Here is a 20,266-nt window from a genome sequence, read left to right on the forward strand (position 1 = left end):
TTCATCACGATCCTGCCAGCGTTTTCAGAGAATCCTGCAACGACGACTCCGTGTCCTGCAGCACCTTGCTGACGGCATCGAAGCTCCTTTGCAACGTCGTGAGATGCGTCATCTCTAGAATTGGATTGACGTTCGACTTTTCGACATACCCCTGCACGACGCCGGTGCGAAGAAAATCGATTTCCGGAACCGGAGGCAAATCCGAGATCACCGAAGCGCCTGCAGCGCGCGAGAGCTTCGCGCCCTGCGGCATCCGGTAGAGGCCGAATGCGCCGATGTTGTTGCCATCCTGCTCGATGGTTCCGGCTTTGTTGATGGTCGGCCGCCCGCCTTGAGGATCAAGCTGGATAGGAGAGCCACCGGCGTCGAGGAACGGATCGCCCACGAGGTTGGTCAGCACGCCATCCTTGTTCATCTGCATGCGGCCGTCGCGTGTATAGACAATTCCGGTCGGCGTCTGTACGGCGAGCCACGCGTCGCCACGGACCGCAATATCGAGCGGATTGCCTGTCTGGGTCAGCTCGCCACCCTCGGTCGAAAGATGGGTCTTGCCGTCGGAAACGAAGCTCACGGCATTTTCGCCGTTGCGCGAAATTACTTCTTCGAACGACATCTCTTCAGCCCGGAAGCCCGCTGTCGAAGCGTTCGCAACGTTGTTGGCAACCGTATCCAGTCGCTTCTGCAGGGCAAGCTGAGCCGAAAGCCCGACGTAAATATTCGATTGCATCGCTTAATGGTCCCATGGGCGCTTGCCGCGATAGGCAAGCGCTTTCGAGCATTTGAACTCGAATGTTAGCGGCGCCGACTTGTGGGGGCCTGACACCCTGTCGGCGCTGAAATTTGTCAAGTGAGTACGTTCACGGGGGCAAGTCTCACGCAAGCCAAAGCGCCGCTTATGGAAGCTCCGCATAGAATACGGGGGCGGCCGCGTGACCATCATCGTCGGACTTATCATCACCTTGGCATGTATGCTCGGTGGCTTCACAGCCATGGGCGGCCATGTTTGGGTGATCTGGCAGCCCTGGGAATACGTCATCATCTGCGGCGCGGCCCTCGGGACGTTCGTCGTCGCCAATCCGATGAAGACGATCAAGGATTCCGGAAAGGCGTCGCTGCAGGCGTTCCGCAACGACGTCCCGACAATGGAAGAACATATCGAGCTGTTGTCGCTCCTCTTCTTCATGATGCGCGAGCTTCGCGACAAGTCGCGCGCAGAGATGGAAATGATCATCGATGCGCCGGGGGAAGCCGAAGTTTTCAAACGCTCTCCCTCGGTTACGGCGGACGAGGAACTAACGACTTTTATCTGCGACTACTTCCGCTTGATTATCATGGGGAACGCGCGGACTCACGAAATCGAATCCCTGATGGACGAGGAGATCGAGACCGCGCGCCATGATAAGCTGAAGGCATACCATGCGCTTGTCGCGGTCGGTGACGGCCTTCCGGCGCTTGGCATCGTCGCGGCGGTCCTCGGCGTCGTGAAGGCGATGGGTGCCATCGATCAGTCGCCCGAGATTCTCGGCCATCTTATTGCGTCGGCATTGGTCGGCACGTTCGCCGGTATTTTCTTTTCGTACGCCGTGGTCGGACCGCTTTCCACGAAAGTGAAGATCGTGCGCGAGAAACGCCTACGTTCCTACGTCATCGTCAAGCAATCGCTTTTGGCATTCATGAATGGGGCGATGCCGCAGGTCGCGATCGAGCATGGCCGCAAAGCCATCTCGGCCTATGAACGGCCGACGATTAACGAAGTCGAGTCCGCGACCATCAGCGGCGGCGCCGCGCGCGCGTCAGGCGAAAATAAGAAAGCGGCCTGATGATCTCGATGACGCTTAGCGCAGCTCCGGACGTAATGGCCGCCGCGCCGAGCGCATTCGCATGCTTTAAAGAGCGGATTGCGCCGTGACCGCGGAAGCGAGCAAAGAGCTGCCAATCTCGCAAAAAAAAGCACTAGAGCGTGCTTTGTCGGCTGGACACAACAGGCCCGACCGCCTTCCGGGCCTGCAGATGATTTTCAATCAGCTGCCCCGCGTGATGGTCGAGGAAATCGGCAACCTTTCGTCATTGCCCCTGCGCGTACACTTGTTGGAACTATCGGCAACGACGTTGGGAGAGGCGTGCGCCCTACCGCAGGATTCGCTCGCGGCTGCAGTGCGCGCCGAGCGCTGGCGCAGTTGGCTCTATTTCATTGCCGACCGCATGACGACGATGCTTTTCGTCGAAGCGGCGTCGGGCTGCGAGAGCTTCCCTGCAGAAGGTTTTTCGACACGCAAACTGACCAAGACCGACGCAAATCTGGTTCATGTTTTATTTCGTCGTCTTGCACGTTCTCTCACAAGCGCCTTTTCCTTGCTCGTCGATATCCCGTTGGATGTCGGCGAGACCGTTGACAAGATAGAGCTGGAGCCGCAGCTCAGCGCAACGTCGCCGGTCATTACGGCCCGCCTGACGCTCGAATACCCAAGCTATGCCGGAACCGTTACGGTCGTAATTCCTCAGGCGGCAATAGAACCGATCAGGGATTTACTCGCCGGAGCATCCGCAACCGATAACGGCACTTCGAATGCTTCCCCATCTCACGAAGATCCCACATGGTCGAGGCAACTCGCAGACGAAATTGCCCGCGCTTTTATCGACCTGACGGGCGTTCTCGAGGAACGGCCGATCGCACTCGGAGAGGTGCAGCGTTTCGCAGTCGGCTCCGTCGTAGAGTTGCAGAGCACATCGCTGTCCCGCGTCAGACTCGATTCCGACGAGATTCCCCTATTCTGGTGCGAGCTCGGCAAGCGCGGAGCAGCGCTGACGCTACGCGTCGAGGACGACTTCGATGGAAGCAGGGACGCGATTGATGAGTTTTATGGTCTTTAAACTCAGCACCCCACAAGGCTGCGGCACGTTTCGGGAGCGATTATCGTGAATCGGCGGACAATGAGACGAAGGCACTAGGAAATGACTGCTAGCGAAACCGATGAAATGGAATCAGGCGTCGAACCCGCCGTCCAGGACTTCGATCAGGCATTCACCGACATGGCCTCGGCGACGTTTGCCGCGAGTGAAAAATCCGACGCATTCCCCGAAATTGCGCAATCCGGCGAAGAAGAGCCAGGCGAACCGGCGGTGGAAGTGGACAATAGTGCCCTGATTGCGGGGCTCCCTGTTATGATGAAGGTCGTCCTCGGTTCTGCGCGGATGCCCGTCGCAACCCTGGCGAAGCTGACAAAAGGATCGGTCGTCAAGCTCGATAAGATGGTCGGCGATTCTGTCGATATCCTTGTGAATGGTCGCCTTATTGCACGCGGTGAAGTTGTCGTCCTCAATGAAGCGTCCTCGCGCTTCGGCGTTGTGCTGACCCAGGTCGGCAAGCTCGCACCGTCTGGAAAGTAGACGCGCCAATGATGCCGCGAGAACAACATTCGATGGGGCCGTCTCGTCCTCTGACCGGCGCCGAGAAGGTCGGCGTTCTTCTTCTCGCCCTCGGTAAGGAGCGGGCGAGTGGTCTGCTCAAAAAATTCAACCCGGAGGAGCTGAACATCATCGTTCGCTCGACCGAGGTCATGCCCACCATCTCGGCATCCGAGCTTGAAGGCATTGTTGAAGAGTTCGAAGGGCAGCTCGGCCTCGGAACGCCGTTCGTGGGCCGGCCCGAAGACGTCAAGCGTCTCGTCACCGATGTTATATCGGAAAATAAATCGACATCGGACGCGGACGATGCCTTCGTCACGCGTCAGGATGTCTGGGGCCGGTTCGGGGCATTGCCGGACGATGTCGTGCACGGCTTTCTAAAAACGCAGTCGCCGCAAATCGCCGCCTATTATCTCGACCGCCTCGGCAGCGAGCGTGCTTCGAGCATCCTCAAGAGCTTTTCTCCGGCGGAGCGCAACGAGCTGATGAATCGCATCCTCAGTCTCGGTCAGGTCGCGCCCCAAATCGTTGAGGCGCTGGAGACTTCGCTTCACGAGGAGCTATTCGATAACGATCGCAGATCGTCGGATAAGCACGTTACGATGGCCGGCATTCTGAACAACATGGATAAAGAAGAATCGGCGGACGTGTTGCGATACCTCGCATCCATCAAACCGAAAGATGCCGAAGCCATCCGCAAGATGCTGTTCAAGTTTGAGGACCTCGTAAAGCTATCTGCAAAAGCGATGACGGTTCTGATGGACGGTGTTCCTGTCGAGCGTACGGTCATCGCGCTGCAGGGCGCGAATGTGGAGCTGCAAGGCAAGGTGCTGGCTGCGCTATCGCCGCGCGCGCGCCGGATGGCAGAAGCGGAATTGCAAAGCCCTGCTAACGTCGCCGCCCGCGACATTACCGATGCGCGGCGTGCGATTGTCGATTCGGTTCTTCGGCTATCCGCTGAAGGAGCGATCGAAGTTCCAAGTCAGGCCGACTAACGCCGCCAAACGTTAGGAGCCTTTCTTGTCCGAACAAGACCAGCAAAGCCGGACAGAAGAAGCGACCGACAAACGTTTGCAGGACGCGAAGGGCGACGGCAATGTGCCGACGTCGCGCGAAGTTCCAAACTTTGCCTATTTGATGTCCTGCCTGCTTGTTATTGCCGTTCTCGGAAAGGCATTCACCGAGCATCTCAGCAGTTTGCTCGCCGGACTTCTGGCGAATGTCGGGTCCATTCATCTTGAAAACGCCGGTGACGTCATGCTGTTGTTTGACGTCGTGGGTAAGACCGCCGCCGCCGTCACCGCACCGATTATCCTAGCTTTCGCCGCCGCCGGCATCATCGCGTCGGTCATTCAAAATCCGCCGGCGATGATCTTCAAACGAGTCATGCCGGATATTTCGCGCCTTTCCCCCGCAAAGGGATTGAAACGGCTATTTAGTATGCAGGGTTTCGTCGAGTTCCTGAAGTTGGCGTTGAGAATGGCCGTCGTTGCTGTCACGAGCGTCTCCATCCTGATGATCATGTGGCACGACTTCACTGGCTCGATCTGGAGTGATCCCACGGCCATTTTGACGCTTTCGCAACAAAGCGTCGTCGCCTTGCTGACGGCATTGGCGCTTCTGTCGTTCACCTTGCTGGTCTTCGATCTTCCTGTGGCACACGTGCTTTGGCGGCGTTCGCTCCGTATGGCGCCGCAGGAAATCAAGGATGAGAGACGCCAGATGGAAGGCGACCCTCACATGAAGGCACGGCGCCGGTCGATCGCCAGATCGCGATCGCGTCAGCGCATGTTGAAAAGCGTGCCAAAGGCAACCATCGTCATCGCTAATCCGACGCACTTCTCCGTAGCGCTCCGCTACGTGCGCTCCGAGGGCGGCGCGCCACGCGTCGTCGCCAAGGGCCAGGATCTCATTGCGCTCAAGATTCGCAGGATCGCAGAAGAAAATGGCATTCCGGTTATCGAGGACAAGGCTCTTGCAAGGTCCCTCTATGCAAAAGTGAAAGTGGACCAGATGATCCCTGTAGAATTCTACAGAGCGATCGCGGAGATATTGATCCGCTTGCAGGCGCGGCGGAACCGTACAAGCCCAGTCCGCGCCTGAGAGGACGTTCGTTGATGCAGACTGTTCGGATCGACCATTCCCTTGAGCGCGAAAAAATCCTTGGCGAAAGCATCCGCACAGTTGCCGCCGATCTTCGCTTGATCGATCTGCCAGACCTCGTCACCTATATTAAAACGGGCCAGATCGGCAGCGTCGGCGCCCTGGTGCAAGCCTCGATCGAGCTTTCGTTCAAACCGGAAACGCTCATGTTCGGGCATTCCGGCGATGTCTATCTCGATTGGGGTCAAGTCCCGCGCGTGTCCTTCGACATGGAATTTCATCATCGGGCGATCCACGTCTATTTCCGGCTTCTCCTGGAAGCCGAAGAGGCTGGTGTAGAGATCACCTACATTTCCTTCGAAGGCGAATCACTCGGCCCCACGCATAATACGACGCGCCTGCACGAAGCACTCGGCGAGGCCCGCCTGAATTAAGGGCTACCGGTAACGCCTTTATTCGTCCGCGAAAAAAGCACCCCGCTCGGCCGTTTGTCCAGGCCGACGCAAGCGACGGCAGGCAAACAGGGGAAGGCCATTTTGAGGACTCGCCTATGCAGCCCCTGCAACTCTTTGACCTGGCGTTTCGCCAAAACGAGTGGCTTGCGCAGCGCCAGTCGGTGATCTCCGCAAACATCGCGAACGCGAACACGCCCGGTTACAAGGCGAAGGACGTCGAAAGCTTTGAAGACGTCATGCGCCGGTCCGTCTCAATGACGACGACAAATCCTGAGCACATAGCGTCCTCGGACGACGGGCAAGTTCCCGCCTACGAAAATGATCCCAATCGCGCTGAGGTTCTGGTCTCCGGAAACGACGTCAGCCTCGAAGACGAATTTCTCAAATCCGGTGAGGTGATGCGAAGCTATTCGCTGAACACCCAGATTTTGAAGACCTTCAGCAGCATGTTGCAGTCTGTCACGAAGGGCTAGAGAGATGAGCGATCCCCTTCTGGCATCGGAAAAATCTGCGGCCGCGGGCCTTTTTGCGCAATCGGCTCGCATGCGTGTGGTTTCGGAAAACATCGCCAACGCCTCGACGACCGGCAAAACGCCAGGCGCCGATCCCTACCAGCGCAAGACGATCAGCTTCGAAAGCGTTTTGAACGACGATACGGGCGTAAGCACGGTCCAAGTCGATCAGATTTCGCGCGACGAGACGCCTTTTCAAACGGAGTACATGCCGGGAAATCCGGCCGCCGACGACAAGGGCATGGTGAAGATGCCCAACGTCAACATGCTCGTCGAACTTGCGGATATGCGTGAAGCGTCCCGCTCTTACACAGCCAATACGCAGGTCATCAAACAGGTACGTGAACTCGTGTCGATGACCATCGATCTTTTGAGGTCGTCATGAGCTTATCGATCGCGATGCTGTCGCCGGACATAGATCGCATCACCGGTTCGTCAGCGGCTGCGACAACAGCACCCGCAGCTCCCGCTGCCGCAGCAACCGGCGCGGCGCCGCAGGCGAGTTTTGGCGACACACTCGCCTCGATGGCGGCAGACGCAATCTCCACGATCAAGGCCGGCGAGACGACGGCGACGGCGGGCATGAAAGGCCAAGCCTCTCTGCAACAGGTCGTCCAAGCTGTGATGATGGCCGAGCAGACACTTCAGACGGTCGTGGCAGTTCGCGACAAGGTCGTGAGCGCTTACCAGGAAATCAGCCGGATGCAGATTTGAGGTCGTGAGAGATGAGAGCACTTTCTATTGCCGCGACGGGTATGTCGGCCCAGCAGACGAACGTCGAGGTCATCGCTAATAACGTCGCGAATATCAACACGACGGGTTTCAAGCGCGCGCGGGCGGAGTTCACCGACTTGCTCTACCAGACGGATCGCGCGGCGGGCACCCAGGCAAGCGACGATGATTCGATCATTCCAGAGGGCAATCAGCTCGGTTTGGGCGTTCGCACAGTCGCCATTCGCCATCTATCGATGCAGGGTGCACTTTCTCCGACAAGCAATAAGTATGACCTCGCACTCGACGGCAACGGCTGGTTTCAGGTCCAAGGGGAAAACAACGAAATCCTTTATACGCGTGACGGCGCTTTCAATAAGAACGCCAACGGCCAGCTCGTCACTCTCGACGGCAATCTCGTCATACCGAACATCACGGTTCCGAGCACCGCGACCGACGTTCAGATCAATTCCGCCGGGCAGGTTTATGCACTCATAGGAGCTACAGGACAGCAGCAGCTTCTTGGGCAACTGACGATTGCGAACTTCTCGAACGAAACAGGTCTTGATGCGTTGGGCGGCAACTTGTTCCGGGAGACGGAAGCATCGGGGCAGGCCATTATCGGCAATCCCGGGGATCCGGGATATGCGAAGATCCAGCAAGGCTATCTTGAAAGCTCGAACGTCGATCCGGTGAAGGAAATTACCGAACTCATCGCGGCACAGCGCGCCTATGAGATGAATTCCAAGGTCATCTCCGCCGCCGACGACATGTTCAGCACAATCACGAAGAACATGCCATGATGACTGTACTGTGCCGTCGTCTGTCTGGGCTGATCGCCGGACTTGCGCTCGGCGGGTTGGCCGTCGCGGCACACGCGACCGAAATACACACCGTATATGTACCCCGCACGGTAATCTATCCGGGCGACGTGATTTCAGAAGACGCGATTGTCGGGCGGCAGGTTGAACGTAATGACGGCACGCCCGCCATTTTTGGAGAAAACCCCGAAGACCTCGTGGGAAAGGTCGCACGGCGCACATTGATGCGCGGTGAACTCATTCCAAGCTCCGCGGTGCACCAACAGGAAATCATCACACAGGGCCGGCCCTATAAGATGTCGTACAATTCGGAATTCATTTCCATTGTCGGCGTCGGGGTGCCTTTGAAATCTGGCGCGGTTGGAGAGGTCATTCCCGTACGCAACCCGACGAGCGGCATCATTGTAAAGGCGCGTATCGAGCCAGATCGAACATTGACGGTCGATGATCAATGAGAATCTGCATTGTATTGCTGGTCCTCCTGCTCGGCATTGACTCTGCCAGTGCGCTGACGCGCATCAAGGACATCACCGACGTAAAAGGCGTTCGAGCTAATCAGCTCGTTGGATACGGCTTGGTGGTCGGCTTGAACAACACTGGCGATACCCTGCGGAATGCGCCGTTCACGCAGCAGTCGCTTCAGGCCATGCTCGATCGTATGGGCGTCAATATCCGCGGCTCGCAATACATTCCCAACACAAGAAACGTCGCCGCCGTTATGGTCACCGCGGAGCTGCCGCCTTTCGCAACGAAGGGAACGCGCTTCGATGTGACAGTCGCCTCGATGGGCGATGCAAAATCGCTGGCCGGCGGATCGCTGATTATGACGTCGCTTGCAGGCGCCGATCAGGTTATCTACGCGGCAGCTCAAGGTCCGATCACGATCTCAGGCTATCTCGCCAAGGGCGCAGCTGAATCGATTACGGCCGGTATTCCGACGCGCGGACGTATTCCAAATGGCGCGATCGTCGAAAAGAATGCACCGGCCTCGGCGATGGACGGGATGCCACTTGAGCTGGAGCTTCGCAATCCCGATTTCACTACGGCAGTCCGCATCATGGACGCCATAAACTCGTATTCGTCCCGACGGTTCGGGATGAAGCTGGCCGAAGCTCGCGATTTCAACAGCGTTGCTCTTCGCCGACCCAGGGGTATTTCGACATCCCGCCTCTTCGCGGAGGTTGGCGAGCTCATGGTCGACCCGGATCAGACCGCCCGCGTCGTCATCGACGAACGTACAGGAACGATCGTCATCGGGGCCGACGTGCATATTTCAACAGTCGCGGTCGCTCACGGAAACATCACCGTACGCGTCAAGGAAAAGCCGAAGGTTTCACAGCCGCTGCCTTTCTCGAAAGGCAAAACCGTTACGGTGCCTGACACCGATGTTGACGTCTATGAGGCGGGCGGCAACGTCTCGACCGTACGCGGAGCAAGCCTCCGAGAGCTGGTGTCGGCGCTCAATCACATGGGGCTGAAACCCATCGGCATCATCGCGATACTGCAGGCAATGAAAACAGCTGGCGCGCTACAAGCCGAATTGGTGGTGCAATGACCGCGCAGCTTTCGCCCGACCGGAAGCAACTCACATCGCCAGATTATCGCTGGCTCTTGAGTCTTTTCGGCATCATCTTCGTCTGGGCGATGCCGGCTGTCGCAGCGGAGGATCAAGCGAAGGCTAATAAGGAAAGAGAAGCCGCAGACGCATTGCCTTTGCCCCCGGCAACGCCGATGAAACTCAGCCCCGCGGAACAATATTGCTCGAACATTGTCGATGCCGCCGCCGCCGCTCAGATAGCGCAACAGACGAACAAGCTCAAAAAGGCGCAAAAGCAGCTTGATGACCGCGTTGCGCTTCTGACCGCCAAAACGGAAGAACTGAAAAGCTGGGTTAAGAAGCGCGAGGATTTCACCTCGCATGCAACGAAAGAACTGATCGAAATCTATAGCAAGATGAAGCCGGACGCCGCCGCCAGCCAGCTTACGGCGATGGATGAGCTGACTGCCGCGGCCATAACCTCGAAGCTCTCTCCGAAGGTGAGCAGTCTCGTCCTGGCGGAAATGGATCCGACCAAGGCAGCGCGGCTTTTGGCAATTGTTGCTGGCGCTGGCGATATCGCGATGAAACAGGAGTCCAGGGCCGATGACCAGCAGAGGTAAGCTGCGGCTCGCGCCTATTATTGCCGCCTCAATGGCGCTGCTATTGCAGGCCTGCGCATTGGATCAGATAAAAGAAATTGGGCGCGAACCGACGTTGTCGCCAGTGGGCAGCGGCCTCGTCGCGGATCGCGTCCCGCACGTCCAGCTTCCGATAACTCAGGCGGCTTATCGCAGCGGAAATTCGACGTGGCAGGATTCGGGAGCGGACCTGTTTCGCGACGCGCGCGCATTCAAAGCCGGTGATGTTGTCACGGTAAACATCCAAATCAAAGATCAAGCCTCGCTGGACAACACACTCAACCGGTCACGCGATTCGAGCGTCGGTCTGCAATCCAATCTCGACTTTGATTTCGGTTTCGGCGCGCCCGGACCGGCAGGTTCCGGCAAGCTCAATGGCAACCTCGATCGAACGACAGCAACGGATTCAAAGGGCGGTATAACGCGATCTGAAAACATCAATTTGCTCGTCGCGGCCGTTGTCACCCAGGTTTTGCCGAACGGCAATTTGGTGATCAGCGGAACTCAGGAAGTGCGCGTCAATTACGAAGTCCGCGTCTTGAGCGTCGCGGGCGTGATTCGGCCCCGCGATATCTCGACGGACAATCAGATTTCATATGACAAGATCGCGGAAGCCCGGGTGTCTTACGGCGGCCGAGGCCGCGTGATGGAGGTCCAGCAACCGGCTTACGGTCAACAGATTCTCGATATGGTTTCACCGTTTTAGGATCGGCGGCGAACCATGGCGCAGGCACTTACGAAGGCAGACAATGTTCCCGCTGCCGGAGGCATGAGCACCGGCGATTTGATAAAATCGATGGTGGTTGCGGTGCTCCTGGGGATCGGAGGCGGAGCCACGTTTGGATATTTCGCCATTCCGAGCACGCCGGCGCTTCCTGCAAAGGAAGCACCGCCAACGGCTACGTCCACAGCCGGCGTTACCGACGGCCGCTTTCCAAGCGACGCGTTGGAAATCGCTATTCCCTCCATCATTGTCGACTTGAAAGGCGAACCCAGGTCCAGGGTTCGGCTCGATCTCTCCATTGTTGCCGTTCACGGCACCACCCGAACGGGAGTGCTGAAAGATGAAGTCCGAGAGGATATTATCGCCTTTCTCAAGGGCCTGACGGTCGCCGACATTCAAGGGGTGCGTGGATTCCAGAATCTCCGCGAGCAGCTCAATGATCGCGCAAAAATTCGCGGCCGGGGCTCGATCCTCGGCGTATTAATAGGCGGCTTTGTGATTGAATGATCGCCAAACGCGTCCCTCTTGCCCTTGCTTTGTTGGTACTGACGCCGGTTGCCGCCGCCGCCCAGACCATCAATTTGGATACGATCTTCCCTGCTGGCGACGCGTCGGTTTCCGGACGAATCGTTCAGCTGCTCGTCGTCATGACGGTCTTGTCGGTGGCGCCGGGATTGTTGATGATGGTGACCTCGTTTGCGCGGTTCGTCATCGCCCTGTCGTTCCTGCGTTCCGGTCTTGGTTTGCAAACGACGCCGAGCAACCTGATTCTCGTCAGTTTGGCTCTGTTCATGACCATGTTCGTTATGGCGCCGACGTTCCAGGCGGCATGGGAAAACGGCGTCAAGCCGATGGTCGAGAATAAGATTAGCCAGCAGGATGGCTATACACGCACGACAGAACCATTTCGCGCGTTCATGAAGGCCAACGTGCGTGAGAAAGACATTGCCATTTTTCAGGACATGGCGGCAACGCGTCTTGGAGAGAAGACGGTCGCCGCACCCGATGATCTCCGCGTGCTCATCCCAGCCTTCATGATCTCCGAGCTGCGGCGCGGATTCGAAATCGGGTTTCTCGTAACGCTGCCCTTTCTCGTCATAGATCTCGTGGTCGCAACGATCATGACGGCCATGGGCATGATGATGATGCCGCCAACAGTGGTGTCGCTACCACTCAAGATCCTGTTTTTCGTTCTCGTTGACGGTTGGAGCTTGCTCGTCGGAGCGCTCGTTAAATCGTTTTCCTGAAGTCTCGTACGCGGATATGCGCCACCCTTCGGATGCGCCAACACGTGTCCCGGCAAAGAAGACTTTGTGCCCTCCCGCCCAAAAGTAACAATTAAGAAATAACTTCCAGCTAATTGATTTGGCCATGACAGAGTGGCGGAGTCGCGCCACAGGCATGACGCCGATCTGCCAAGCCGGAAGAGCCGGTATGTCCCCCAGTAACGCGCTTATTTAGTGCCGAGTAGAAGGACAAGGGACATGGGCATGAATAGCATTAACACGAACATTGCAGCTATGACGGCGCTGCAGTCGCTGCAGCAGACGTCCAAGGACATGCTGACGACGCAGAGCCGCATTTCGACGGGCCTGAGGGTCGCCTCTGCCTCGGATAACGCTGCCTATTGGTCGATCGCGACGTCGATGCGCTCGGATAATGACGCGCTCTCGACGGTGCAGGACGCACTCGGCCTTGGCAAAGGCACCGTGAACGTCGCCTACACCGCGATGGACAGCAGCATCGACCTCGTTTCGCAGATGAAGGACAAGCTGGCTGCCGCCCTCGGACCGGGCGTCGACCGCTCCAAGATTCAGAAGGACATCACGGAACTCCAGAACCAGCTCAAGGGCGTTGCCGATTCGGCAAGCTTCTCCGGCGAAAACTGGCTCTCGGTCGACTCCTCGCAGACGGGCTACAACGCAACGAAGTCGATCGTTTCGTCCTTCACGCGCGATTCGAGTGGCAAAGTCTCGATCGGCTACATCCAGGTCGACACGTCCAGCGCCGTGCTGTTCGACGCCAACACGTCAGCTTCGGCTGGCGGTATTCTTGATTCGCAGCGCGATTCGACCGGTGCGGTTGTCACCACCGGCGGCACCTCGGTCATGGATATCGACATCAGTTCGTTGACCGACAGCGACGCTGACCAAGCGACGTTGCAGGGCTACATCCAGGGCGTTTCCAAGGCGCTCGATGCGATGACGGACGCGGCAACCGGGCTCGGCGCCAACCAGACCCGCATCAACCTGCAGAGCGACTTCGTGTCGACCTTGATGGATTCGATCACGACGGGCGTCTCTCAGCTTGTCGACGCCGACATGAACCAGGAATCCACGAAACTTCAGGCACTGCAGGTTAAGCAGCAGCTCGGCGTTCAGGCGCTCAGCATTGCCAACCAGTCGAGCCAGAACATCCTGTCGCTCTTCCGCGGCTGATGAGGAAGGCTCGGCGCCATCTCCGCCGAGCCTTAGTTCCAGTCCCAGGCCTTCTATCGAGACGGGCCGGTGATCTATGCTTCGGTTGCTTTTGCAGCCGAATATAGGTCCCCGGCCCGTCACCTTTACACAAGGTTCGCTCTCTACCGTCGGCGCGGAACCGTGCCTGCAGGATCCGAGCGATGGACTGGCGTCAATTCCAGAATCTGTACAACAGTCTCAAAGGGCTGGGACGCCAACGGCTGATTGCGCTTGGCGCTGCCGGTTTTCTCGTTTTCGCGCTGATTTCCATCGGCAGCTATTTCGCGTCCCGCTCCGGCTTCGAGACGCTTTATGTTGGGCTGACGCCTCCGGACATCAGCAGCATGGGCCGGGTGCTTTCCGAGGCCGGCATTCCCTTCGAAGCAAGCACGGACGGCACAAAACTCGGCGTTCCGATCGGCCAGGCCGAGCAGGCACGGGCGCTGCTCGCTGAGAAGGGGCTGCCGGGCAGCCCGAACGCCGGATATGAGCTTTTCGACAAGCTTGGTGCGCTCGGCCTCACGTCGTTCATGCAGGAGGTTACCCGCGTTCGCGCCCTTGAGGGCGAGCTCGCCCGCACGATTCAATATCTGAAAGGCATTCGCGCGGCCCGCGTTCATCTCTTTCTGCCGGAGCAAAACGCGCTCCGCACGAGCAAAGAGGCGCCCACCGCATCCGTCGTTATCAGAACGGATGTGGCGGGCGATGCCACCGCTGCGCCCGCCATCAAACATCTCGTTGCCGCCGCGATCCCCGACATGAAACCGAACGAAGTGCAGGTGATCGGCACCGATGGCTCGATTCTCGGCGGTGGAAACGATACCTCGGCTGGCGATGTGCCGGTTCAAATGCTCGACCTTGAGCGCACAGTTTCCAAGCAAGTCCGTGATAGCGTTCGGCGGGCGCTGGCGCCCTATCTCGGAATAGAAAACTTCGAAGTCAGCGCCATCGCGCGTCTCAATATCGACAAGCATCAGACGAGCCAGACGAAATACGATCCTGACTCGAAGGTCGAACGCTCGACGCGCGTTATCAAAGAAGCCCAAAGTTCGTCGGATGGATCCGGCAAATCAGACGTGAGTGTCGACCAGAATATTCCAAACCAGGATCAGGCTGCTTCAAAGCCGGAAAAGAAGCGCGCACAGGATCGTAAGGAAGAAACGACGAACTATGAAATTAGTTCGTCTTCCGCTTCGACGACAAGCCAGGGCTATAAGATTGATAACGTCTCGCTTGCTGTCGTCGTAAATAAAAAGCGCCTTGCCGAGATCATCGGCAAAGATGCCAAGCCGGAAGACATCGATAAGCAGGTTGCCGAAATTCAGAAGGTGGCTCTTTCAGCCGCGGGCCTGGATACCAAACGAGGCGACCACATTAGCGTCGCCGCGGTCGATTTCGCGCCGTCGCCGCTCGGAGATACGCAAAATTCGAGCGTCGATTGGACGGCAATGCTCCTGGCGCTCGCAGGGACAAGCATCAAGTCTCTCACCATTCTTCTCGTCGCTGCGATCGTGGTTATGGCCGGCTTCCGGCCAGTCATGCGCACGCTTTTGAATGGTGCTGCACCGGCTGCAATCGAAGGCAATGCATCGATGGCGGCTTTAGCAGGGCCGAGCATCCCAGAGGGCAGCAGCGCCGCTCCGCTCGATATGCCTGAAATGGCCTCGCCGCTTCTCGAGCCCGGAGCAAATCCATTTGAGACCGATTTCAGCGCGTCAGGATTTGCTGGCGGGGGACTGTCGCTTGGCCGCTCGCTGGCATTCGGACCGGTCGAAAAACTCGGTGCCATCATTGACCGGGACGAAGAGCAGGCAACGGCGATCATGAAGCACTGGGTCAAGAACGGATGACGGCCAAAGTACACAATCTGGCCTTCAATTTACTCTCGGATTTTGACCGCGAAGAAAGCGCGTTTGATAAGCCCGATCCGGAGGTCCAGCTAAAGACGGCATTTGACGATGGCTATCAGCAGGGACTTGCGGATGGCCGCGCTGAAGCTCAAGCCGACGCAGAATTGCGTTTGGCAGACGCCGAGACAATGTTTTCGGAACGATTGAACGAGGAGCGGCAAGCCTTTCAACGCGATTGTGCCGATGTTTTGCTCATGCGCTTCGATGGCGCCATGAGAAGCATCTCCCGCGCCATCGAGGAGCGAGTCGCGGAGCTTCTTCGCCCTTGGCTTAAGGAGCAACTGCGCATTCGGGCCGTGCAGGAATTGGAGCAGGCGATTAGTAGGGCACTCGTCGACGGCGCAAAGGTCCATATAGAAGCACCGGCGGATGTGTTGAATTTTCTTCGCGATCGGCTTCCGGTCGACGCCTTTCACATCGGTTTGTCCGAAAGCCCGTCAGCCGATATCCGCGCCCACATCGAAGATACACAGATCGAGGCGAACATTGCCGCCTGGATCTCGGAACTTGAGGCGCTCGCGACATGAGCGACGGCCAGGAAGACGTATCATCGCAGCCGCTCGTCATCGTACGCCGGCGGAGAAATACGGACGAAGCCCATCATGGAGGCGTCTGGAAGATCGCTTACGCGGATTTCATGACCGCGATGATGGCTTTCTTTCTGGTCATGTGGCTGATCAATGCGGCCGACAAGAAAACGATCGTGCAGGTCGCTGCTTACTTTAATCCAATGCGTCTCACGGATCGGTTCGATGCGCCGAAAGGCCTCGACGATCTGACGGAGATGGACACGAAGCAGAACGAGGAAAAGAGTAAACGGGGCTTCAACAAGCAGGTTGACAAGAAACAAAAGCTCGACGCGCCGAAAAAGAGCAAAGACAACATCGGCGAAGCCATGGACGAGGAGGCACAGAAGACGAGCGCCGCAGCGGGTGGCAAGAGTTCAGAGGCTCAGAAAGAGGAAGCGCTGTTCGACAATCCTGGGCAACTTTTGGACGAGCTGGCCGATGAGGCGAAAGCCAGCCAGGCTATGACCGCCGCCAGCCCGTCGGACGGCAACATCAGCGATCCATTCGATCGGCTAAATCGCAGGGCCGGAAAATCCCAAAGCATTGAGAAGCCCGCCACCCAGCCAGAGCCCATCGCCCCGGCGTCTCCAATAAAGATATTGAAAAAAGTGACGCCACCTGCCGGCCTGGCGGGCAAGGATAAAACTCAAGGCGCACACGCCATTGCAGACAACGGCGAAAAGCCGGCCGCTCCCGCGCCCCAAAGAAAAGAGCAAACGCCCGCGGCCCCGACAGTGCAAGCGATGGACAGTAAGCAAGTTCCGCCTGTACCGGAGCTGCTAGCCAAGACTGAAAAGCCGGACGAGGAAGCCAAAGCCAAAAAGTTGTCCGCCGACATCAGCAACGCCATCGCGAAAGTCTCAGATGCATTGCCCGACGTCGAAGTAAAGGCGACATCCGAGGGCTTGCTAGTCAGCCTGCTAGACGACGCGAAGTTTGGGATGTTCGAGATCGGCTCTGCCAAACCGCGTCCCGCATTGGTTCTTGTAATGAGCAAGGTCGGTGACGTTCTCAAAAACAGGCCGGGAAAAATCGTAATCCGCGGGCATACCGACAGCCGCGCATATAAGCATGGTGGCTACGACAATTGGCGGCTATCCAGCGCACGTGCGCAAATGGCGTATTATATGCTCCTTCGCGGCGGAATTCTTGAAAACAGGTTCATCGCCATAGAGGGACGCGCCGATCGCGATCCGAAGCTACCCAATGATCCCGAAGCAGCTCAGAATCGCCGGATCGACATCCTCATCAAAGAGGATAAGTCATGAAGCGTATCGTCCTGATAGCGGCCGCAGGCTTCGCGTTGCTTTCCAGTATCGGGCTCGGCGTTTATCTTTATCAGCGGCAATCCGGCGCGACGAAGACGACGGCGACGGCTCGCCATTTGGCTCCCAAGCCAGGAGCTGCTGCATCGAACTCGATTCCCCCCAGAACCGAAGATGTGCCCCACCTCGTGGCGGACCTCGGCCAAGTGCAGGACAAGATCGTCTATGGCGATCGCAGCGCGCTCGCTGACCAAGGGCGTCTATTGGCCAAAATATCGAGCGTTCTGCGTAACTTTCCAAAAAAAAATTGGGAAGACTATGAGAACATCAGATCGGCGTTCGTCTATGTTCTGAGTGGCGGCGATTATGGCGTCCTGCAGCCTTTGATCGAATCTGGTGTTCTGTCTGAAGCCGACAAAACACTCGCCGAAGGTATAGGGCTATACGCTCGAGGACAGAGCAGCGCCGCGCGCAAGATTTTACTGGATATCGATCCGCGATCGCTCGACGTTAGTTTGGTCGGTCCGTTCGCGCTAGCCCGAGCGTCGTTCTATATCGGCCACGATAATAAGAAAGCGATAGAGTTTTTAGACGAAGCGAGATTAGCGGCACCCCACACGGCGATTGAAGAAGCCGCCGTGCGCCGGGAAATAGCCTTGCTGGTCGAAGCAGGCGATAGGCCACGTGCTGTGATGCTGATGGCCGATTATGTCCGCCGCTTCGGAAAATCAATCTATGCCTGGAAATTATTTCAGGATTTTGCCACGGCCTTAGCCAAACAGGACGATCAAGACGGAAGCGGTGTCGTTGAGGACCTCGCCTCGACGACAACAACGGCTGATAAGAATGCCAGAACCAAACTTTTTTTGAACCTTGCCGGCGAGGCCCTCTTGTATGGCAAGATCGTGCTTGCGAAAGCGGCGGCAAAAGCAACCTTGCATCTCAAGCCGGAATCCCAAATCGACGTCGATAAGGCAACGCTTTATGAAGCCGCTGCGTCAGCTCCCACCGCGAACGCGGAACGTGCCCTGAAAACCTTGAATGGATTGGCCGGCGATCATCTGTCCGACGATGATTCCGAAATCCATGAAGTGGCCGATTACATCGCACGCACTGTCTCCGGAGACGATATCAAGGCTGATGCAAAGCCCGGAGTACGCCCAATCGGCCCAGCCGCGGATGCGAAACGTTCTGCCAGTTCGCTTGCGCTACCCCGCGTCGCGGGAGCTATAGAAAGCGCAGACGCAGCGCTCAAACACGCCGATATGCTCATATCGAGGAACGAACAATGACAGATGCTGTCGGTCACGCTGCAAAAAGCCAGAGTATGGTCGATGCGATTACGCAATCGGCGAAAGCGGGCAGCCACGTGAAGAAAACGGATTTTGAGCGCACTCGCGGAACAGATGAGAACGAGGATGGAGACAATCAAAAAGGCGAGAGCAACGTAAAGCGGGCGCAAAGCAACGAGCGCGCAGGAGACGAGGCGCCGGTAGATAAAACCGAAAAAGCCTCCAGAAAATCGCACCATAAAGATGACGATAAAAAAAATGACTTCGACAAGTCATTCGAAGCGACGATCGATAAACTTGACGATAATCATGCGGCTGCCGGTGCAACGCAGAACATCGCCGTTGCAGCCCTGCCCGTGGGCTGGGTCGGCCAGCTCACGCTTCGACATGCGAACGGCGGCTCAAATCACACCAACGGACCTGTAGCTCAAAGTACGGCTGACGCCGGTGCTGTTGTGTTGCCGGGCAAGCTGCTGAAGCAAGAAAGTATCGTAGCGCTGCTCGACGCGAAGCAGAAGCTCATGTCGGCTCAGGTCGCGAAAAATGCGCATCAAGACGAAAAAATTCAAAGCACCGAAAATGCTGCGTCCGCCGATGCGCAGACCACGTCCATAACGGTGCAGTCTCAAGAAGCGCATTGGATTTTTGACCGCACCGGTAGCACGTCGAATCCTCGTATTTCCGGATCGCTGGTAGAAGCCGTCAGCCAATTGAAACCGGCAAATCCTACAGGCGCTACGACGGAGCTCGTCGCAAAGGGCGATGAGAAGACGCAAGCCCAGCCGGGCACGCAAATCCAAGCATCCGCCGTCGTCGCTCCGGACGATGCAAAACTGCGCCAGGCATTCGACGGTCAGCAACAGAGCGCCGGAAACGGCCGCGATCAAGCACCGGCCGGCACACCCGGTGAAAAGCATGTCGTTGACGTCAAAACCGCAGTCCCCTCAGAGCACGTGTCGCCGGATGGTTCGCATTTGCCCGGGAGCTTGTCCGGCGCAACGCTGCAGGTGCGCACCGGTATCGTCAACGTGCTGAAAGGAGACAGCCCTGGAGCGCCTGCGGCGACCGCAACGCAGTTGCCGCAAGACCGTCCGGCGATGGCGACGCAAGTCCTCAGGACGATCGATTTGACGCTTTCGCCTCCGGACCTCGGCACGGTCAGGCTGAAACTCAGCCTGACGTCAAACGCGCTTGATATCAACGCCGAAGCTTCAAAAGCTTCAACGGCAAAGTTGCTCGATGATGATCGCAAAGGGCTTGAGCAGAGTCTTAGGGACGCCGGCTACGACGTAAAAAGCGTGAAGATTGCCGAACTCTCGGCAAGCGGCAATTCGAGTTTGAACAATTCGCTGAGTGGCGGCTCCTCGTTCCAAGATGGCAGCCAAACGCGCGCAAACTTCTCCGGTCGCCAAGATGGGAACATGCAACGGCGCGATGGAGCGATGCCCGATCAGCAGCCACAACAGCGCCAGCCTCGCGACGACGGCAGGAGAGCTTCAACGGCGTCCGACTTAGGAAGCGGGCGCCAATCAAACGCGATATACATCTAGGGCCCGTTGAATGATGCAGCAGGAATTGGTCGGAACGGGACTTCGAGGTCCCTTTGCTCTGGCAGCCGATTCGATCGACGAGGAGCTAGTTGAGAATTGCCCAGGGGCATATGCCCTGGGCTTCATCGATAATCTTGGGCGGTTTTCGATTACGTTCGTCGGCAGCGCGGGCGAAGATCTAAAATCGGAGCTGAAAGCTCGTATTGGAACCGCACCGCAATTCAAATTCCGTCACTTCGCGCTTGAGAAACAGGCATTCGAAAAAGAATGCGAGATGTTTCACCACTTCATGCCGGTCGGAAATTTCTTACA

At 57.5% G+C, this 20,266-nt stretch carries 23 protein-coding genes; 22 read left to right on the plus strand and 1 reads right to left on the minus strand.

The window, feature by feature from the left end:
* Nucleotides 1-4: 4 nt before the first annotated feature.
* Nucleotides 5-727: a flagellar basal-body rod protein FlgF gene (flgF, locus tag VHB22_RS06580; protein ID WP_325456164.1), complete on the minus strand. Its 723-nt coding sequence runs from the start codon at nt 725-727 to the stop codon at nt 5-7.
* 202 nt (nt 728-929) lie between these two features.
* On the opposite strand from flgF, the gene motA reads away from it, so the two are divergent.
* The 22 genes from motA (at nt 930) to VHB22_RS06690 (ending at nt 19,954) form a co-directional block, all read left to right on the plus strand.
* The gene (gene motA / locus VHB22_RS06585; protein ID WP_325456165.1) at nt 930-1,820 is read left to right on the plus strand and encodes a flagellar motor stator protein MotA; all 891 of its coding nucleotides are present in this window, start codon (nt 930-932) and stop codon (nt 1,818-1,820) included.
* An 85-nt stretch (nt 1,821-1,905) separates the two neighbouring features.
* Nucleotides 1,906-2,871 (plus strand): FliM/FliN family flagellar motor switch protein, encoded by a 966-nt coding sequence (locus tag VHB22_RS06590; RefSeq protein ID WP_325456166.1) that lies wholly within the window; start codon nt 1,906-1,908, stop codon nt 2,869-2,871.
* A 159-nt stretch (nt 2,872-3,030) separates the two neighbouring features.
* Nucleotides 3,031-3,387 (plus strand): FliM/FliN family flagellar motor switch protein, encoded by a 357-nt coding sequence (locus VHB22_RS06595; protein ID WP_414652715.1) that lies wholly within the window; start codon nt 3,031-3,033, stop codon nt 3,385-3,387.
* An 8-nt stretch (nt 3,388-3,395) separates the two neighbouring features.
* Nucleotides 3,396-4,400: a FliG C-terminal domain-containing protein gene (locus VHB22_RS06600; protein ID WP_325456168.1), complete on the plus strand. Its 1,005-nt coding sequence runs from the start codon at nt 3,396-3,398 to the stop codon at nt 4,398-4,400.
* A gap of 25 nt (nt 4,401-4,425) precedes the next feature.
* The gene (locus VHB22_RS06605; protein WP_325456169.1) at nt 4,426-5,508 is read left to right on the plus strand and encodes a flagellar type III secretion system protein FlhB; all 1,083 of its coding nucleotides are present in this window, start codon (nt 4,426-4,428) and stop codon (nt 5,506-5,508) included.
* A gap of 14 nt (nt 5,509-5,522) precedes the next feature.
* A complete protein-coding gene (locus tag VHB22_RS06610; RefSeq protein WP_325456170.1) occupies nt 5,523-5,942 on the plus strand; it encodes a hypothetical protein in 420 nt (139 codons plus the stop codon).
* Between the two features lie 116 nt (nt 5,943-6,058).
* Nucleotides 6,059-6,436: a flagellar basal body protein gene (locus tag VHB22_RS06615; RefSeq protein ID WP_325456171.1), complete on the plus strand. Its 378-nt coding sequence runs from the start codon at nt 6,059-6,061 to the stop codon at nt 6,434-6,436.
* Between the two features lie 4 nt (nt 6,437-6,440).
* A complete protein-coding gene (gene flgC, locus VHB22_RS06620) occupies nt 6,441-6,860 on the plus strand; it encodes a flagellar basal body rod protein FlgC (RefSeq protein ID WP_325456172.1) in 420 nt (139 codons plus the stop codon).
* On the plus strand, nt 6,857-7,189 hold the full coding sequence (locus VHB22_RS06625; RefSeq protein WP_325456173.1) for a flagellar hook-basal body complex protein FliE: 333 nt from the start codon (nt 6,857-6,859) through the stop codon (nt 7,187-7,189). The genes flgC and VHB22_RS06625 overlap by 4 nt, the downstream gene beginning before the upstream one ends.
* An 11-nt stretch (nt 7,190-7,200) precedes the next feature.
* The gene (flgG, locus tag VHB22_RS06630) at nt 7,201-7,989 is read left to right on the plus strand and encodes a flagellar basal-body rod protein FlgG (RefSeq protein WP_325456174.1); all 789 of its coding nucleotides are present in this window, start codon (nt 7,201-7,203) and stop codon (nt 7,987-7,989) included.
* Nucleotides 7,986-8,462, plus strand: coding sequence for a flagellar basal body P-ring formation chaperone FlgA (flgA, locus tag VHB22_RS06635; RefSeq protein ID WP_325456175.1), 477 nt, complete (start codon nt 7,986-7,988; stop codon nt 8,460-8,462). The genes flgG and flgA overlap by 4 nt, the downstream gene beginning before the upstream one ends.
* Nucleotides 8,459-9,562 carry a flagellar basal body P-ring protein FlgI gene (locus VHB22_RS06640; protein ID WP_325456176.1) on the plus strand — a complete coding sequence of 368 codons (1,104 nt, stop codon included), beginning with the start codon at nt 8,459-8,461 and terminating at the stop codon, nt 9,560-9,562. The genes flgA and VHB22_RS06640 overlap by 4 nt, the downstream gene beginning before the upstream one ends.
* Nucleotides 9,559-10,167, plus strand: a complete 609-nt coding sequence (locus tag VHB22_RS06645; RefSeq protein WP_325456177.1) for a MotE family protein — start codon at nt 9,559-9,561, stop codon at nt 10,165-10,167. Before VHB22_RS06640 ends, VHB22_RS06645 begins: the two co-directional genes overlap by 4 nt.
* The gene (gene flgH, locus VHB22_RS06650) at nt 10,151-10,891 is read left to right on the plus strand and encodes a flagellar basal body L-ring protein FlgH (RefSeq protein WP_325456178.1); all 741 of its coding nucleotides are present in this window, start codon (nt 10,151-10,153) and stop codon (nt 10,889-10,891) included. The genes VHB22_RS06645 and flgH overlap by 17 nt, the downstream gene beginning before the upstream one ends.
* Before the next feature lie 15 nt (nt 10,892-10,906).
* Complete coding sequence (locus VHB22_RS06655) at nt 10,907-11,416, plus strand: flagellar basal body-associated FliL family protein (protein WP_325456179.1); 510 nt, start codon at nt 10,907-10,909, stop codon at nt 11,414-11,416.
* On the plus strand, nt 11,413-12,156 hold the full coding sequence (gene fliP / locus VHB22_RS06660; protein ID WP_325456180.1) for a flagellar type III secretion system pore protein FliP: 744 nt from the start codon (nt 11,413-11,415) through the stop codon (nt 12,154-12,156). Before VHB22_RS06655 ends, fliP begins: the two co-directional genes overlap by 4 nt.
* A 237-nt stretch (nt 12,157-12,393) precedes the next feature.
* The gene (locus tag VHB22_RS06665; protein WP_325456181.1) at nt 12,394-13,347 is read left to right on the plus strand and encodes a flagellin; all 954 of its coding nucleotides are present in this window, start codon (nt 12,394-12,396) and stop codon (nt 13,345-13,347) included.
* 182 nt (nt 13,348-13,529) lie between these two features.
* Nucleotides 13,530-15,218, plus strand: a complete 1,689-nt coding sequence (gene fliF, locus VHB22_RS06670; protein WP_325456182.1) for a flagellar basal-body MS-ring/collar protein FliF — start codon at nt 13,530-13,532, stop codon at nt 15,216-15,218.
* Nucleotides 15,215-15,805 (plus strand): hypothetical protein, encoded by a 591-nt coding sequence (locus tag VHB22_RS06675; RefSeq protein WP_325456183.1) that lies wholly within the window; start codon nt 15,215-15,217, stop codon nt 15,803-15,805. The genes fliF and VHB22_RS06675 overlap by 4 nt, the downstream gene beginning before the upstream one ends.
* Nucleotides 15,802-17,115, plus strand: a complete 1,314-nt coding sequence (locus VHB22_RS06680) for a MotB family protein (protein ID WP_325456184.1) — start codon at nt 15,802-15,804, stop codon at nt 17,113-17,115. The genes VHB22_RS06675 and VHB22_RS06680 overlap by 4 nt, the downstream gene beginning before the upstream one ends.
* On the plus strand, nt 17,112-18,404 hold the full coding sequence (locus VHB22_RS06685) for a hypothetical protein (protein ID WP_325456185.1): 1,293 nt from the start codon (nt 17,112-17,114) through the stop codon (nt 18,402-18,404). Before VHB22_RS06680 ends, VHB22_RS06685 begins: the two co-directional genes overlap by 4 nt.
* Complete coding sequence (locus tag VHB22_RS06690) at nt 18,401-19,954, plus strand: flagellar hook-length control protein FliK (RefSeq protein WP_325456186.1); 1,554 nt, start codon at nt 18,401-18,403, stop codon at nt 19,952-19,954. Before VHB22_RS06685 ends, VHB22_RS06690 begins: the two co-directional genes overlap by 4 nt.
* Nucleotides 19,955-20,266: the final 312 nt, after the last annotated feature.

This window comes from Hyphomicrobium sp. (assembly GCF_035548195.1).
Lineage (GTDB): Bacteria > Pseudomonadota > Alphaproteobacteria > Rhizobiales > Hyphomicrobiaceae > Hyphomicrobium_B.

Coding starts and splice junctions, on each gene's coding strand:
- fliF (WP_325456182.1), top strand. CDS start 13,530: ATGGACTGGCGTCAATTCCAGAATCTGTACAACAGTCTCAAAGGGCTG.
- VHB22_RS06680 (WP_325456184.1), top strand. CDS start 15,802: ATGAGCGACGGCCAGGAAGACGTATCATCGCAGCCGCTCGTCATCGTA.
- VHB22_RS06645 (WP_325456177.1), top strand. CDS start 9,559: ATGACCGCGCAGCTTTCGCCCGACCGGAAGCAACTCACATCGCCAGAT.
- VHB22_RS06600 (WP_325456168.1), top strand. CDS start 3,396: ATGATGCCGCGAGAACAACATTCGATGGGGCCGTCTCGTCCTCTGACC.
- VHB22_RS06595 (WP_414652715.1), top strand. CDS start 3,031: ATGGCCTCGGCGACGTTTGCCGCGAGTGAAAAATCCGACGCATTCCCC.
- VHB22_RS06610 (WP_325456170.1), top strand. CDS start 5,523: ATGCAGACTGTTCGGATCGACCATTCCCTTGAGCGCGAAAAAATCCTT.
- flgG (WP_325456174.1), top strand. CDS start 7,201: ATGAGAGCACTTTCTATTGCCGCGACGGGTATGTCGGCCCAGCAGACG.
- VHB22_RS06690 (WP_325456186.1), top strand. CDS start 18,401: ATGACAGATGCTGTCGGTCACGCTGCAAAAAGCCAGAGTATGGTCGAT.
- VHB22_RS06655 (WP_325456179.1), top strand. CDS start 10,907: ATGGCGCAGGCACTTACGAAGGCAGACAATGTTCCCGCTGCCGGAGGC.
- fliP (WP_325456180.1), top strand. CDS start 11,413: ATGATCGCCAAACGCGTCCCTCTTGCCCTTGCTTTGTTGGTACTGACG.
- flgF (WP_325456164.1), bottom strand. CDS start 727: ATGCAATCGAATATTTACGTCGGGCTTTCGGCTCAGCTTGCCCTGCAG.
- VHB22_RS06665 (WP_325456181.1), top strand. CDS start 12,394: ATGGGCATGAATAGCATTAACACGAACATTGCAGCTATGACGGCGCTG.
- flgH (WP_325456178.1), top strand. CDS start 10,151: ATGACCAGCAGAGGTAAGCTGCGGCTCGCGCCTATTATTGCCGCCTCA.
- flgA (WP_325456175.1), top strand. CDS start 7,986: ATGATGACTGTACTGTGCCGTCGTCTGTCTGGGCTGATCGCCGGACTT.
- VHB22_RS06685 (WP_325456185.1), top strand. CDS start 17,112: ATGAAGCGTATCGTCCTGATAGCGGCCGCAGGCTTCGCGTTGCTTTCC.
- VHB22_RS06640 (WP_325456176.1), top strand. CDS start 8,459: ATGAGAATCTGCATTGTATTGCTGGTCCTCCTGCTCGGCATTGACTCT.
- flgC (WP_325456172.1), top strand. CDS start 6,441: ATGAGCGATCCCCTTCTGGCATCGGAAAAATCTGCGGCCGCGGGCCTT.
- VHB22_RS06625 (WP_325456173.1), top strand. CDS start 6,857: ATGAGCTTATCGATCGCGATGCTGTCGCCGGACATAGATCGCATCACC.
- VHB22_RS06615 (WP_325456171.1), top strand. CDS start 6,059: ATGCAGCCCCTGCAACTCTTTGACCTGGCGTTTCGCCAAAACGAGTGG.
- VHB22_RS06675 (WP_325456183.1), top strand. CDS start 15,215: ATGACGGCCAAAGTACACAATCTGGCCTTCAATTTACTCTCGGATTTT.